Annotated in this window: 10 protein-coding genes; 4 read left to right on the top strand and 6 right to left on the bottom strand. The window is 59.1% G+C overall.

Annotated elements, in window-relative coordinates:
* Positions 1–2: 2 nt before the first annotated feature.
* Positions 3–653 carry a DNA oxidative demethylase AlkB gene (gene alkB / locus QPL98_RS12975; protein WP_153741361.1) on the bottom strand — a complete coding sequence of 217 codons (651 nt, stop codon included), beginning with the start codon at positions 651–653 and terminating at the stop codon, positions 3–5.
* Between the two features lie 90 nt (positions 654–743).
* Here alkB and QPL98_RS12970 point away from each other — a divergent pair, with 90 nt between their 5' ends.
* Together QPL98_RS12970 and djlA are read left to right on the top strand one after the other, a co-directional pair.
* Positions 744–3560 carry an HD domain-containing phosphohydrolase gene (locus QPL98_RS12970; protein WP_303293389.1) on the top strand — a complete coding sequence of 939 codons (2817 nt, stop codon included), beginning with the start codon at positions 744–746 and terminating at the stop codon, positions 3558–3560.
* Between the two features lie 49 nt (positions 3561–3609).
* Positions 3610–4392 carry a co-chaperone DjlA gene (djlA, locus tag QPL98_RS12965; protein WP_014420949.1) on the top strand — a complete coding sequence of 261 codons (783 nt, stop codon included), beginning with the start codon at positions 3610–3612 and terminating at the stop codon, positions 4390–4392.
* A gap of 9 nt (positions 4393–4401) precedes the next feature.
* Here the strand turns inward: djlA and QPL98_RS12960 are convergent, their stop codons facing one another.
* The gene (locus QPL98_RS12960; protein WP_303293388.1) at positions 4402–5010 is read right to left on the bottom strand and encodes an isoprenylcysteine carboxylmethyltransferase family protein; all 609 of its coding nucleotides are present in this window, start codon (positions 5008–5010) and stop codon (positions 4402–4404) included.
* Positions 5011–5199: 189 nt separating this feature from the next.
* Here QPL98_RS12960 and QPL98_RS12955 point away from each other — a divergent pair, with 189 nt between their 5' ends.
* Positions 5200–6645, top strand: coding sequence for an amidase (locus QPL98_RS12955; protein WP_303293387.1), 1446 nt, complete (start codon positions 5200–5202; stop codon positions 6643–6645).
* Here the strand turns inward: QPL98_RS12955 and QPL98_RS12950 are convergent.
* A complete protein-coding gene (locus QPL98_RS12950) occupies positions 6636–8468 on the bottom strand; it encodes a diguanylate cyclase (protein WP_303293386.1) in 1833 nt (610 codons plus the stop codon). The genes QPL98_RS12955 and QPL98_RS12950 overlap by 10 nt on opposite strands.
* 190 nt (positions 8469–8658) lie before the next feature.
* Positions 8659–9396: a pseudouridine synthase gene (locus QPL98_RS12945; RefSeq protein WP_153741355.1), complete on the bottom strand. Its 738-nt coding sequence runs from the start codon at positions 9394–9396 to the stop codon at positions 8659–8661.
* Positions 9397–9494: 98 nt separating this feature from the next.
* Here QPL98_RS12945 and QPL98_RS12940 point away from each other — a divergent pair, with 98 nt between their 5' ends.
* A complete protein-coding gene (locus tag QPL98_RS12940; protein ID WP_222562622.1) occupies positions 9495–11120 on the top strand; it encodes a methyl-accepting chemotaxis protein in 1626 nt (541 codons plus the stop codon).
* Here QPL98_RS12940 and QPL98_RS12935 read toward each other — a convergent pair.
* Positions 11114–14203 (bottom strand): efflux RND transporter permease subunit, encoded by a 3090-nt coding sequence (locus tag QPL98_RS12935; RefSeq protein ID WP_222562623.1) that lies wholly within the window; start codon positions 14201–14203, stop codon positions 11114–11116. The two genes, QPL98_RS12940 and QPL98_RS12935, sit on opposite strands and share 7 nt — an antisense overlap.
* Positions 14204–14208: 5 nt before the next feature.
* Positions 14209–15291, bottom strand: coding sequence for an efflux RND transporter periplasmic adaptor subunit (locus QPL98_RS12930; RefSeq protein ID WP_222562624.1), 1083 nt, complete (start codon positions 15289–15291; stop codon positions 14209–14211).
* Between the last annotated feature and the right edge of the window lie 210 nt (positions 15292–15501).

Below are 15501 nucleotides of genomic sequence, written 5' to 3'. Positions count from 1 at the left end.
TATCAGCCAGCCTTACGGAAGGTCAGATTGTAGCGGGCCGAGCCGGTCACCGGGTGTTCACCGGCTTTCAGAGTCAGGACGCCGTGGTAACGCAAACGGGCCGGGCCGCCCCAGACCACCACATCACCATGTTCCAGCAGAATACGCGCGGGGCGGTCGCTGCGCTTGAGTCCACCAAACTGAAACACAATGGGCAGGCCCAGAGACACCGACACAATGGGCCAGGCAAAGTCTTTTTCGTCCTTATCCTGATGCAGTCCCATTTTGGCCCCAGGCTGATAGCGATTAATCAGGCAGGCATCCGGGTCAAAGCCGGGAAATCCCGCTTCCCGGGCCGACTTGCGGGCCAATGAGACAAAGCTTTCGGGCATGGCCGGCCACCGAAGCCCGGATAACGGATCCTGGGGCTGGTAGCGATACCCTGTCTCGTCAGTCACCCACCCCAGGGGGCCGCAACAGGTCATGGCGGCCGACATCTGATGGCCACCCGGCGTTTTCATATGGCGGAACGGCGCGAGTCGCGTCACCTGATCTATATCTCGCATCAAGGCCTGCTGGTGCTTCACGGCATGACGCCGTAGCACAACCACGCCCTCGTCAAAGGCTTCCACTGTCGGTTGATCATTCAACCCGGAAAACAGATCTGGCGTCATAAGCCACCCGTTTATCTTCTGAAATCAGAATAACGCCCGCAGAGCGTCTACACTTAGAGAACCCTTCATCCGTCGCTGGATCCCGACGCTGTGAGACAGACAAAACTGCCACACAACAAACAGACCGCCCGGGTATCACTGGCATTCCTGATTGCGTCTGCCATCACCCTGGGAATGCTGATACTGGCCATAACACTGGTGGCCCAGAGTTATCGGGGCATGGAACAGGCCAAGGTCACCGCTGCCGCCGCCACTGCCCGACAGCTGGCTCTCAGCGTGGACGATCGTATCAATGCCATTACCCAACCGCCGGCTACGGCGCTGGCCTTGTTGCGGCACGACCCACTCACCCGGAGTTCCACCCTTGAGCAACGACGGCAACGCCTGCCGGTGATTGCCGATGTGCTCACCAGCAGCGATATTGTCAGTGCGGTATACGCAGGCTATGACAATGGCGATTTTTTCCTGTTCCGTAAGATTCGCAGTTCGGGCTCACTCCAGTTTCCGGACGCCCCCGCAACCAGTCGCTATCTGCTGCAAAGCCTGGAATACCAGGGCAACCTGCGCAAGGGCATCTGGCAATTCTATAACAGCGACCTGGAACTGCTCGAACGCCGCTCGCTGCCGGATTACGACTATGATCCCCGCCAGCGCCCCTGGTATCAGGCAGCCAGGGCCGGAGATTCACTGCAGCTATCAGCGCCCTATGTGTTTTTCACCACCCAGGAAACCGGGCTGACCCTGTCTCAGAGGGCCGCCAGTATCCCGGGTACCGTGCTGGGTGTTGATGTCACCGTGACCGACCTGGGCTCGCAACTGGCGGAGCTGAAACAGACCCCAGGCAGCCGGCTGGCCATTGTCAGCGCCTCCGGGGAACTGCTTGCAGACGCCGACGGTAACACCGAGCCCGATGCCGTGATCCGCCAGGTGCTTGAGCCTGGCACCAACCGGGAAATCCGCCGCTTTCAGCAGCAGGGCCGTGACTGGTATGGCATGGCCGAGCGACTTGGAACCCTGCCCGATGAAGCACTCTCCGTGGTTGTCGCCATTCCCTCGGATGAACTGCTGGCCGATGTCTGGGCCGCCCTTGCCCGCCAGACCGCGATCGCCGGCGCCATAGCGCTTCTGCTGTTGATACTTGGCTGGTTTATGGGGCGCCAGGTGGGCAAACCCCTTGAACGCCTGACCGACAGGGTCAGCAGCCTCTCCCGCTTCCGCTTTGACACGCCAATCCGCTCGGAGTCCCATATCCGGGAAGCCTCGGAACTCAGCATTGCCCTGGATGACATGGCCCGCACCATCCGAAGCTTCCAGAACATCGCCACGGTGCTCAACCGGGGCCAGGACCTGAACCAGCTGTTACGGGACATTCTTGACCAGATCATCGCCATCGTCAGCCAGGAGCGGGGCGCTATCTACCTGTACAGCAGCCATGAACAAAAGCTCGATCTGGCGGTTAACCGCGGACTGGAACTGCCCGCCAGCCTGCCAGCCATCAACCCGGGGGCAGACGATAACGAAATCATTCGCCAGCTCAGAAACCACATATCCGGCCACCCGGTGTTTGCCATCCTGCGTAATCGACGCAAGAAACTCATTGGTGCATTGATCATCGAAATGGAAGTGGGCGACCACACCCATCTCAGTGATGACCTGATTGTTTTCGTGGATGAAATTGCCGGCTCCGCCGCAGTTGCCATCGAAACCCGTGAACTGATCGAAAGCCAGCAGGCCCTGCTCGATGGGTTTATCCGCCTGGTGGCCAGCGCCATTGATGCCAAGTCGCCCTACACCGGCGGTCATTGCGAGCGGGTACCCAAGCTCGCCCAGATGATCACGGAGGTGGCAGAGCAGGCATCGGAAGGGCCTTTTGCCCATTTCCGCATGAACGAAGACGAACGTTACGAATTTCACCTGGCGGCCTGGTTGCACGACTGCGGCAAGATCACCAGCCCGGAATATGTGGTCGACAAAGCCGTAAAGCTGGAAACCATCTACAACCGCATCCACGAAATCCGGGCCCGCTTTGAAATCCTGCACCGGGATGCCGAGGTCCGTTACCTTCAAGCCTGCCTGAATGGAGAAGACCCGACCCAGGCTGCCCGTTACAGAGATGAGGCCCAGGCAAAACTGCAGGCTGACTTTGGCTTCCTGGCAAACGCCAATGTGGGCAGTGAGTCCATGTCGGACGAGGATGTAGCGCGCATTCGCCAGATCGGAGCCCAGACCTGGCAACGCCATTTCAGTGACCGGCTGGGCCTCTCCGGGGATGAGCAGCAAGCCCTGGCGGATTCTCCGGAAGCGGCACTGCCCGCCACCGAGCCACTGCTGGCAGACAAACCCTGGCATATTCGCACCTGGGGCGACCGGGTGCCTCCGGTCCAGCGGGACGACCCGCGCAATCTCTGGGGCTTTGACATGAAGCTGCCTGAGTATGCCGATAACCGGGGAGAACTCCACAATCTGACCATCCAGTACGGCACCCTGACGGAAGAAGAGCGCTTCCGTATCAACGAACACATCGTGCAGACCATCTGCATGCTGGATGCCCTGCCCCTGCCAGACCGTCTGGCCCGTGTGCCCCGGCTGGCCGGCACCCACCACGAGCGTGTGGACGGCAAGGGCTACCCCTTCGGCCTGAGCGGTGAGGATATGAGCATTCCCGAGAAAATCATGGCCGTAGCTGACATCTTCGAGGCGCTGACCGCCGTGGATCGCCCTTACAAGCAGGGCAAGACACTGTCTGAAGCGCTGAACATCATGGATAACATGACCAGACAGGGCCATATAGACCGGGACGTATTCCTGCTCTTCGTGCGCTCCGGAACCTATCGGCGCTACGGTGCCCAGCACCTGAAGGCCGAGCAGATTGATACCGTGGATGAAAGCCTGTTCATGAAGCCCTGACCAAAAACACGTATATTCTCAGGACTGTTTACTCAACGAAGGATAGAGAATGCTGTTCGCAATCATTTTTGGCGGTCTGATCGGTTATGCCTTTGGTCGATTCCCCGGCTTTCTGGTTGGCGCAGCCATTGGTGCGTTCCTGTTCCAGCGCATGAAAAGCCGACTGCTGGGCAAGCTTCAGGGGCTGCAGGCCGGTTTCATTGAATCCGTGTTCGCGGTGATGGGCGCCCTGTGCAAGGCCGATGGCGTGGTCTCACGGGATGAAATCCAGATGGCAGAGGCCATGTTCATTCGCTTTCGCCTGAACGAATCCCAGAAAGCCATGGCCAAGGAAGCGTTCAACCGGGGTAAAGCATCGGATTTCGACCTGGACGCCGAACTCCAGCGCTTCATGCAGGCTTCCGGCCGCCAGCCGGTCCTGTTGCAAATGTTTCTGCAGGTACAGGTGTCTGCGGTTGCCGCAGACGGGCAGGTGCATCCGGCCGAGCACGAAATGCTGGTTCGTATCGCCCGTGGGCTGGGGCTGCCGGAAAGTCAGGTCGACCAGCTTGAGGCCATGCTGCGTGGCGCCCATGCCGGCCAGGCGGGCGGTACCCGCAATTACTCCAGCAGCCAGCAGATCGATGATGCCTACAAGGTTCTTGGCGTCTCGCCAGAGGCCTCAGACGCCGAGATCAAGCGCGCTTACCGCAAGCTGATGAGTGAAAACCACCCGGACAAACTCGCCGGACGCGGCTTGCCGGAAAGCATGCGGGAAATGGCGGAGGAACGAACCCGTGAAATCAGCCACGCTTACGACGTGATCAAGGAAGCGCGGAACAAAGCGTCCTGAACCGGGCGGTCAGAACCAGCGGGGCACTCGTTTGCAATAGGCCTCGTACTGTTCACCAAAACGCCTGGCCAGGGCTTTCTCCTCCTCCCTGGCCTGGCGCATGATCACCAGCACGCCAGTCACCAGACACACCAGCGAAAACACACTGGGCAACGCCAGAAAGAACCCCAACTGCCCCGTCATCACCGCCAGAAACAGCGGGTTTCGGCTACGACCAAAAGGCCCCTCGGTCAGCAAATGGCCACTGCCATGGTGGTCATCAATGCCGGAACGCCAGTCCTCATGCATGTAGGCCTGCAGGTAATTTACCGAGGTGTAGGAAACCAGAAGCAAAACGGCGCCAGTCAGTAATACCGGCCAGTGGTACAGCATGGGGATAACGCCCAGCCAGGCATCCAGATCAACCCAGATCCTGGCCAGGCAAATCAGCAGGATCGCAGCCCGGAACAGGTTGAAGGTATGACGATGCCACCAGGTGGCCGTCCCGGTCTTGCCATAATTGATGTGTGAGAAGCCCAGTCGCGAATACAGGCCGAGTGTACGGGCGGCAAACTGCAGGCCAATCATCAGGAAAAAGACGCCGAGGAAAACCCGGACAGCAGGCTCAATCAAATCCATTATTCATTCTGGTTCAGTAGGTTGGCAGCCAGCTTACTGTGCTTGACGCTGCATTGAAAGAGACGGGACGCAATCCTTACAAACCCACCTTTTGCACCTGTTTTGTGACGTCATACCTGAAATGACATATCGTCACGTTTAAGCCTGGGTTATGTTAGTAAGCCTCTGTTTATGCATTCAGGAGCCGCCATGAATCAGCCAGCCAGTACCCGCTTCCATTGTTTCCGCAACGACGCGATGGCCGACAACGACGCTACTGCACTTGCTGAACGGATTCGTTCAGGCGAGGTTTCGGCGCAGGAAGTGACGGCGGCGGCGATAGAGCGGGCACAGCTGGCGGCGCCGGTGATCAATGGTGTGGTAGCTGAACGTTATCAGCCAGCGCTGACACAGAGCCAGCGACCGGGCGCCCAGACTGGCCCCTTTGCCGGTGTACCTACTTATATCAAGGACAACACAGACGTTGAGGGTTTGCCCACCGGGCACGGGTCACAGGCGGTCACGCCCCGGGTGGCGAAAAGAACCAGCCCTTTTGCCGAACAGATGTTGTCCCAGGGCTATATTTGCCTGGGCAAGTCCACACTGCCGGAATTCGGTTTTAACGCCTCAACTGAGCCCGCCCAGGGAGACCCGACACGCAACCCATGGAACCTGGACTATTCCTGTGGCGCTTCATCCGGCGGTGCTGCCGCCCTGGTCGCAGCCGGCGTGGTGCCCATCGCCCACGCCAATGACGGTGGCGGCTCTATCCGCATACCGGCTGCCTGTTGCGGGTTGGTAGGCCTGAAACCTACACGAGGCCGAGTGGTGGATAACGATGCCGCCCGGGATTTGCCCGTCAACATCATCAGTGATGGTGTCGTCACGCGTTCAGTGCGCGATACCGCCGGCTTCCTGGCGTACGCCGAGTCCTGGTTCAAGAACCGGAAACTACCCGCCATCGGGCATGTGCAGGGCCCCTCTGGCCGACAATTGCGCATTGGCCTGGTGCTGGACTCCATCAACGGCCACCCCACCGACCCGGAAACCCGGCTAACCGTGGAGCAGACGGCCCGCTACCTGGAAAAGCTGGGGCACATTATCGAGCCCATGGATGTGCCGGTCGCCAGCTCATTTCCGGATGACTTTGCGCTTTACTGGGGGATGCTCGCGTTCGGTGTAAAAGCCCGCGGTAAGAAGCTCTATCACCCGGATTTCGACAAATCCCGAGTGGACGGCCTGACCAATGGCCTCGACAAAATGTTCCGCCGCCAGTTCTGGCGCCTGCCCGCTGTCATCTGGCGGCTGAAACGCTCCTGGCACGACTATCAGAGGCACATGAATGATTATGACGCGGTGCTGACCCCCGTCCTGGGACATACCACACCGCCACTGGGCCATCTGAACCCCGGCGTACCTTTCGATACCCTGTTCGAACGGCTGACCCGCTATGTGAGTTTTACGCCGCTGGCCAACGCCACAGGTGCTCCGGCTATCGCCTTGCCTATGGGGGAAAGCAGCCAGCACCTGCCCATTTCGGTGCAGTTTATGGGTCGGCATGGCGATGAGCGAACGCTACTTGAAATTGCCTACGCGCTGGAAGCCAACCACCCCTGGCCCACTCTAAGCCAGGCAGCCCGGTCAAATCAGGCCTGACAGACTGCCTGGTCCTGCCCGGCCTGGGTATTTGCAATTACCCGGTTGCGGCCCTCCGCCTTGGCCTGGTAAAGCGCGTCATCGGCGCAGGCAAACAACGCTTTGGTAGCGTCCGCCCGGGCGGGCGCGCAGCTGCAAACACCGATACTGACGGTCAGATGAAGTACCTGATCGGAGACCCGGAAAGCTGTTTTCTGAATCTCCTCGCGGATTCTCTCGGCGACCCGAACGGCGCCCGCTTCCGGAGTGTCTGGCAACAGGACAACAAACTCCTCGCCGCCGTATCGCGCGGCCAGATCCTGCGGCCGGGTGACGTGACGTTTGATGCAGTCGGCGACCATTTTCAGACAATCATCGCCAACGAGATGTCCGTAGGTATCGTTAAAGCTCTTGAAGTGATCAATATCTACCACCAGCAGCGACAGCGTCTCCTCAAACCGATAGGCATGGACCACGTCAGCCTGAAATTTTTTGTCAAAGTGCCCCCGGTTTTTGAGTCCGGTAAGGGGATCCGTCGCACTCAGTTCCAGTAGTTGTTCGTTCAGGGATTCCAGGTCGCGGGTCCGCTCCTGCACCCTCTCTTCCAACAGGGCATTAGCCTCTTGCTGAACACGCAACGATTTTTCCTGGGCCAGTCGAGCTTTGCGTTCTTCACGCAATAGCTTCTGCTGGGCCGCAAATGACTTCTTCTTCTCCCGGTTCAGCCTGTCGGCCAGCGCAAGCGATAACAGAATCACGCCAAGGGCCGAGCCAACCTGAGTGGCATTCTCAGTCAGCAGGTTCCTGGGCAGCATGGTAAATTTGCTCAGCGCCAATACGATGCCCCCGAACAGCATAAAAACCCAGGCCACCGTGTAATACCGGGCAGCTGGGTCACGCTTCAGCCAACGCACCACACTCAGCATAAGCATGGTGGAGCATCCTACAAAGGCAACCAGAATGGTCGGAAGAATCATCAGTCTGTAGGGAATCAGAAGGCCCGCCAGGGCAAGCAGACCGGCCGTCATGATCATCGCCATCGTCCACCGGTTCAGCCACGGGTGGTTTTTTCTTGTCACACTGATGAAGCGAATACTGAAGGCTCCCCCAAACAGCACCACCAGATTCAGGAACACAATAATGGATTGGTCGTTCCACCAGGTCGCTTCAGGCCAGAGGTACTGGAACGCCACACCGTGCAGTGACGCCAGGAAAAGCGGCATCGACGCAATATAGCCCACGTAGTAGAGAAAACTGCGCTCTCCCACAGCCATGAATACGAAAAGGTTGTAAAGCATCATCACCAGGACGATGCCGTAATAGATCCCCTCAAACAGGCTACGAGCCTGTTCAGCCGCGTAGAAGGCATCTTGCTCCCAGAGCGTCATGGGCACCTGCATAGAGCTGGTGGTGTCCACCCGAAGATAAATCGTTGTGGACGATTCCGGGGGCAGCACCAGCGGGACTATGAAATTGCGGTGGTGGATCGGCCGGTCGTAAAAAGGACGCTTATCCCCAAGGATCAGCGGTTCGAGCAGCTTCCCCCTGACCTCACGGTAGATCTCAATATGGTCCAGGACGGGATAACCGATCTCCAGAAAATTACTGGCTTCCGATTTCAGGGTATTGGTCAGCTCAACGCGGAACCAGTAGATGTCGTCGCCATAGCCGAGACTGACGCTGTCGCTCCCGTTCCCGGTCCAGGCCTGGGCCGGCAAACCACGAACGTCTTCGATCGACCGGGCGCCCTCTTCCTTCCAGTAGTCGACGAAACGGGAGAGCTCCAGTCGCTTGGAGAACTGGCCCCACTCCACCGATTCGGCACTCGAAAGAGACGGTGCCAACAAGCAACACAGCAGACTGAGTAAGACAAAGAGCCTTGGCATATGGGTCTCTGGCGTCAAGCGCCTTAGTTATTGGTTATAAGCCTACAAAGGAGTATGCACCAAGGTGAACGAAGCGTCTGCCGAGGGTACTATTTGTCGCAAATTGACATAAAAAGCTACACAAGTTGGCCTGTTCGGAAACGCTCCGCTATTGCGGCAGTGGAAGGTCGTCCCCGTCAAAAATTGCCAAAACCTGCAAGAAACTGCGCTCAGGGTGGGCCTTCAGACACAGAGGCTCATCGGTTACCGGATGTTTCAGCCGCAACTCCGTCGCCGCCAGCATCAGGCGCCCCTGACCGAAGCGCTCGGCGAAATACCGGTTGTGCCTGCCCCGACCATGGTTGGCATCACCAATGATCGGGTGATTGATGTGTTTCATATGTCGGCGCAGCTGATGTTTCCGGCCGGTTTCCGGCTTCAGCTCCACCAGACTGTATCGACTCGTGGGGTAACGCTCAATCGCCACCGGCAATTCGGTCGTCGCCAGCCGGCGATACCGGGTGAGCGCCTCACGAACCGGCTGCTCCTGACCTTTGAGACGTCGGTCTTCCGGCTCATCCCGGAGCGGGTGGTCGACCACCCCCTGCTCCGGTGCCCAGCCCCTGACCATCGCCAGATAGGTTTTGCTCACCCCCCCGGCCATCATCGCCAGACCAAGCGTACGCGCCGTCTCCGGATCCCGGGCAAACAACAAGACACCCGAGGTGGGACGATCCAGCCGGTGCACGGGGTAGACATGCTCACCGCCGTTCATAGCCCGGGCATACTGCAGGGCAAATTCGGTTTCGTGCTTGTCGATAGGACTGCGGTGCACCAGCAATCCGGCTGGCTTGTGCACGGCCAGCAGCCAGTCGTCCCGATAAATTTCAGTAAGCGGGTTCAGCATGTAAGATAGCGGCCGATAAACAAACCAGGAGCGCTCAGCGGCCTCCTGCGGTTCGTTATTCTACTCTCACCCTCCGGATTAAAACAGGAACCCCACCCATGAACTGGTACTTCAAAAGTATCCTTAACCGGATCCTTACCATTATTGTGGTGTCCAACCTCGTGATTGCCGTTGTTGCAGGCATCTACTTTAACCGTTCTCTGGCCACCCAGAATGAGTATGATCATCTGGTGAGCGAGGAAATGGTCCAGGCACTTCAGGCCCAGGACATTCTCAGCGACTTCAAAACCCAGGTTCAGGAATGGAAAAACGTGCTGATCCGGGGCGCCGATACCGGCCAGCGTGAAAAATACTGGCAGCGTTTCCAGGCGGTGGAAGCGGATATCCAGCAACAACTGGGCGCATTGATTCCTGAACTGAATGACAACCAGGCACAATCCCTGATGACGCAGTTCCGAACCGCTCACCAGCGTATGGGCGAAGCCTATCGCAGAGGGTTCCGCGATTTTGTCTCCTCGGGTTACGACCACACCGCAGGCGATCAGGCCGTTTCCGGCATAGACCGGGAACCATCCAAACTGATTGAAGAGGCATCCGCCAGAATCCGGGACACCGCCGTGGCTCATTCCGCCGAGCTTCGTGACGAAGCCACCAGCACCACCTGGCTGATGGGAGGATTTCTACTGGCAGCCATTATTCTCGGCACACTGGCGTGCTTGAGCGTGCTGGTTCGCTCTGTGGTTCGACCAACCCAGGAACTGATCGGCAAGCTGGATCGCATCGGCAAAGGCGATCTGACCGGTCCGGTCACTCTGAAGCGCCCGGATGAGTTGGGCAAGCTGGCAGACACCGCCCGCGCCTTGCACCGGTTCCTGCAGGAAACCGGCGAAATGATGAAACACAACGCCGAACAACTGGCAGACACCGGCGCCATGATCCGGACCAACGCCGATGCCGTGTCGTCCCAGTCTGATCGGGCTCATCAGCGTATCGACCAGATCGCAACCGCCATGAACGAGATGTCCGCCACCGCTCAGGATGTTGCTCAGCACGCGGCCTCAGTAGCCAGCCAGGTCGATGAGACCACGAACCAGACCCGCCATGCCGACGAACAGATCAACGATGCCGTCAACAGCATGAATCGCCTGACAGATCAGATCCGGAGCTCGGCCACCACAGTGGCGGAACTGGCCAGGAGCGGTCAGCGCGTGGGTGATGTGATGCGAGTCATTCGCGAGATTGCCGATCAGACCAACCTGCTGGCGCTGAACGCAGCCATCGAAGCTGCGCGGGCCGGCGAAGCCGGCCGAGGCTTTGCGGTGGTGGCCGATGAAGTGCGCAACCTGGCTGCGAAAACCCAGGAGGCCACGGTCGAGATTGATGAGATTATTGCCAGCATTCAGGGCGGCTCCCGGGATGCCACAGAATATATGCAGGCGTCAGAAGTGGTGGCCCGGGAAAGCAGTGAATCGGTGGATGCCGTTCGCAAAACCCTGGAGGACATTACCCGGCGGATGGTCAGCGTGAATGATGCCACCACCCAGGTGGCCACGGCCGCCGAGGAGCAGACCAGTGTGAGCGAAGACATCAATCGCAACGTTACCGAAGTCGCTGAAATTTCCGAAGCCATGCACAGCGCTGCCGAGGATAACCTGCGCACGGTTCCGGAACTTGAAGCCATGGCCAGCAAAGCCAAAGACCTGGCCCAACGAATCCGCTACTGATCGCGCCGCGCAATGCGCCCGGCCAGCGCCCTGACCCGCTGGCCGGTGCGTTCTCCCAGAACCAGCAGTGCGGGCGTCAGCAGCAGTGTCAGCAGAGTCGCAAAGGCAAGGCCACCGGCGATGGCACTGGACAGCTGGGTCCACCATTGAGTGGATGGAGCCCCCAGGCCCAATGATGGCTCCAGCAGGTTCACATTCACCCCCAACACCATGGGCATCAGACCAAGAATCGTGGTGATGGCCGTCAGCAACACCGGCCGGAAACGCAGACATCCGGTCTCCAGGGCGGCCTCGTAGGCGGCTTTGCCCTCCCGCTTCATCTGGTTGAAGGTATCGATCAGGATGATGTTGTTGTTCACCACAATACCCGCCAGCGCAATAATGCCCATGCCCACCATCACCACGCCGAAAGACTGACCGGAAAACAGCAAGCCCAGCAGCACTCCGGCGGTGGACAATACAATCGCCGACAGGATCAGAAGGGTCTGGTAAAGAGAATTGAACTGGGTCACCAGAATCAGCAACATCAGGCCAACCGCAACCAGAAAAGCGGAGGTCAGGAAGTTGGCGGCCTGCTGCTGATCCTCGTTTTCGCCGGCAAAGCGCACGCTCACCCCTTCCGGTGGCTCAGGCATCTCAGCCTGCAGGGTCCGCAGCAGCTCGTCCATTCGCCTGCCCGGCGCAATATCCGATTTGATGGTGATCGTGCGCTGGCCATCAACCCGCACGATTGAGCCGGTCTTGTCGCCTGGCTCCAGGTCCACGAATTCCGACAGCGGCACCTGACCGCGAGGGGTGTTCAGTGTCTGGCGCTCCAGGTGATCCAGCTCCCGCCAGTTGTTGGGCACCCGCACCGCAATGTCCACCTCATCGCGAACATCTTCCGGCCGGTAGGTGGCCAGCACCAGGCCATTGGTTACCAGCCGAACCGCACTGCCGATGCTCAACACATCGGTACCGAATCGAGCGGCCGCCTCACGATCCACATTCAGGCGCCACTCGATCCCGGGCAAGCTCCGGTCGTCTTCAATATCGACAAAACCACCGAGTTCGCGCATGCGGTTCTCAATGCTGTCGACATAGCCATCCAGCTGTGTGCTGTCCATACTGCTGACCTGCAGCTCGATGGGCTTGCCTTCAGCCGGGCCGCCCTCCTGCTTGCGGAACTCCAGTTCAATACCGGCGATATCTGCCGTACGTTCCCGAAAGTCTTCCAGAATATCCGTGGCAGTGCGGCGGGTGTACCAGTCCGTGAACTGGAACTGCAGAACGCCGATCACATCCGGAGCCATCTGGGAGCTGGTGGTCACCATGGAGCGCGCATACAGGGCCTTTACCTCCGGCATATTCTGCAGCCGAGACTCCACTTCACGCACAATGGCATCCCGTTCCCACACCGAAAGATCGCCACGAGCCCGCACCTGAACCTGGGCCGAATCGGGCTCGACACTCGGGAAAAACTCGACACCATGGTTAAAGCGCCCATAGGCGGCGTAGATCACAACAATCACCATCAGGGTGCCGAGCAAGGTCAGGCCCGGGCGCTGCAGAAGAGCGGCCAGCACCTGTCGGTAGCCCCGCATGAAACGCCCTTCACTGGCATCCTTGTGGTGCCGGCGACCACCGCTCACGCCACCCAAAACCGGGAGAAAAACCAGCGCCATGGCCAGCGAAGCAATCAGGCAGATCAACACGGTCATCGGCAGGTATTTCATGAATTCGCCCACCACTCCGGGCCAGAACAGCAGCGGCACGAAGACCGCAAGCGTCGTCGCCGTGGAGGCAATAACCGGCCAGGCCATGCGCGAGGCTGCTTCCACCCAGGCGGCTTTGACCGGCTGCCCGTCCGACAGATTCCGGTCTGCCAGCTCCGAAACCACAATGGCGCCATCCACCAGCATGCCCGCCACGAGGATCAGGCTGAACAGCACCACGATATTGAGCGTCAGGCCCATGCTCCAGATCACCAGGATGCCGGTCAGAAACGCCCCGGGAATGGTGAGCCCCACCAGCACAGCTGAGCGTGGGCCCATGGCCGCGATCACCACGATGATTACCAGCACAATGGCAGTCAGCACGTTGTTGAGCAGATCCGAGAGGATATCGCGCACTTCCTCGGACTGGTCCATGATGAAGCGGATATCTAGGGTCTCCGGCAACCGGGGCCGGGCCTCATCAATCAGGGTGCGAATCTGCTCAATGGTTTCAATAATGTTGGCGCCCGAGCGCTTGGAAACTTCCAGTACCAGGGCTGGCTCCCCGTTGATGCGGGCGAACCCGGTGGGGTCTTTGAAGGTACGCTGCAGCATGGCCACATCACCGAAGGTAACCACAGTGTCGCCGTCCACCTTCACGGGCATCGACATCACATCTTCGATGGTTTCGATTACTCCCGGCACTTTCAGCGCCATCCGACCATTACCCGTGTCGAGTGAGCCGGCAGCCACCAACTGGTTGTTCCGGGTAACCAGGGAGGCCAACTGATCAAAATCGATGCCGTAGCTTTCCAGCACCTGGGGATCCACCACGATCTCCAGCAGATCCTCCCTGTCGCCACCAATTTCCACCTCCAGCACTTCGGGAATGGCTTCGATGGCATCCTGAAGTCGGCGCGCAATGGTAATCAGCTCGCGTTCCGACAGAGGACCGGAAAGGCCTACCGACAACACCGGGAACAGCGACACATTGATTTCATTGACCCGGGGTTCGTCGGCTTCCTGGGGTAGCTTGCTGCGAGCGGTATCCACCTTCTCCCGGACATCCTGCAGGGCCTTGTCCGGATCGAAACCGGCGTCGAATTCAAGCATCACCGAGGCATGGCCTTCTGAGGCCGTACCCCGCATTTCCTTGATGCCTTCCAGCGAGCGCAGCTCCTGCTCCATGGGACGGACCAGCAGGCGCTCAGCGTCTTCCGGGCTGATGCCTTCAAGCGTCATCGAGACATAGATCATCGGGATGGTGACGTCCGGATTGGATTCCTTGGGAATCGCCTGGTAGGCCGCCATACCGCCCAACAGCAGGAACAGGAACAACAACAGCGTGGTGCGGCTTCGGTCCATGGCCGCGGCAATCAATGCTCGCATGACGGTCAGCCCCGCTGGTCGGAGGTATCAACAGGGCGCACCTGTTCACCCGGCGAGACAAATCCGGCCCCTCGGGTAATCAGGCGAATCTCAGGCGGCAAGCCGGCAACCCAGGCACCGTCGGTCGAGACGCTTAGCATCCGCACGGTCTCAAACACCACTCGATTATCGGCATCGACATACTTCACGCCGGGCCGGCCATCGTCATCCAGCCCCAGATAAGCCGGCGATATGAAGGTGGCCTGTTGTTCCGGCAGTTGAATACTCAGGCTGGCAGAGCCGCCCGCAGCCCGCTTCAATTCAGGATTCTCCACCACCACTTCCACCGCAAAACTTCGGGTGTCCGAATTGGCAGCGCTGGCCACAAAACTGACAACGCCGGCCAGCCGGGAGCCGTCCAGCAGTTGTATATCGACTGCCTGCCCCGGTTGAACCAGCGCCGCCGATTGTTGAGGGATCTGTCCGGTGGCTTTCAGGCGGTCTATCTGTACCAGCTCAAACAGGGGCGTTCCCACCTGCACCAGACTGCCTTCGTCCACTTCGCGACGATTCACAGTGGCATCAAACGGCGCGATGGGCTTGAGGTGATTCAGCGCCAGTTCAGCCGCAGCGAGTTCTGCTCGAGCCGCGGCGAGTTCACTCTGCAGACGCAGTATTTCAGTTTCGGCGGCCAGATTGCTGGAACGCAGCCTCCGGGCGGCGGCCAGATCCGCTTCCAACTTGCGAATACTGGCCTGCCAGCGCTGAACCACCGTGTCCCGACCGTCCGTCGACAAGGTCGCCAACACCGTACCCGCTTTCACCTGTTGCCCCAGCTGAACGTTCAGTTGCTCAACGGTGCCGGCCACCCGGGCACTGACCTGAACCGACTGCCAGGGCTCCAGCTGGCCCTGAAGTTTCAGGGCTGGCTGATAAGTCCGGGCGCTGACCGGTGTTACCTCTACCCGAGTTATGGCTACCTGTTCGGAGGCCGGCTCCTCCGGCGCCTCATCACTGGCAACTTTTACCTCACCCGTTGCCATCCAGATAACCAATAACACGATGACCAGAAGGGATAATCCCAAGGAGCTCCATTTTGCTCTTGTCATGCACCACTCGCCGTGAACAGATTCGGTTTGAGAAAGCGGAAAAACCGGCACCGGTTGAATTTCCGGAAATAAGCCCTTGCATCCGCCTGAAAACGTAGGTTAGATTCTACACACATTGTTCAACTCAATTCAGAGCAGATTGTCGATTTCATGAATCTCAACGCAGTTATGGTCCTTGTGAAGCTAGTCCTGGTGGTCGTGGTACCGTCC

The sequence above is a fragment of the Marinobacter sp. ST-43 genome (assembly GCF_030541085.1).
GTDB classification, from domain to species: domain Bacteria; phylum Pseudomonadota; class Gammaproteobacteria; order Pseudomonadales; family Oleiphilaceae; genus Marinobacter; species Marinobacter nauticus.
This window is presented reverse-complemented; position numbering and strand designations above follow the sequence as displayed.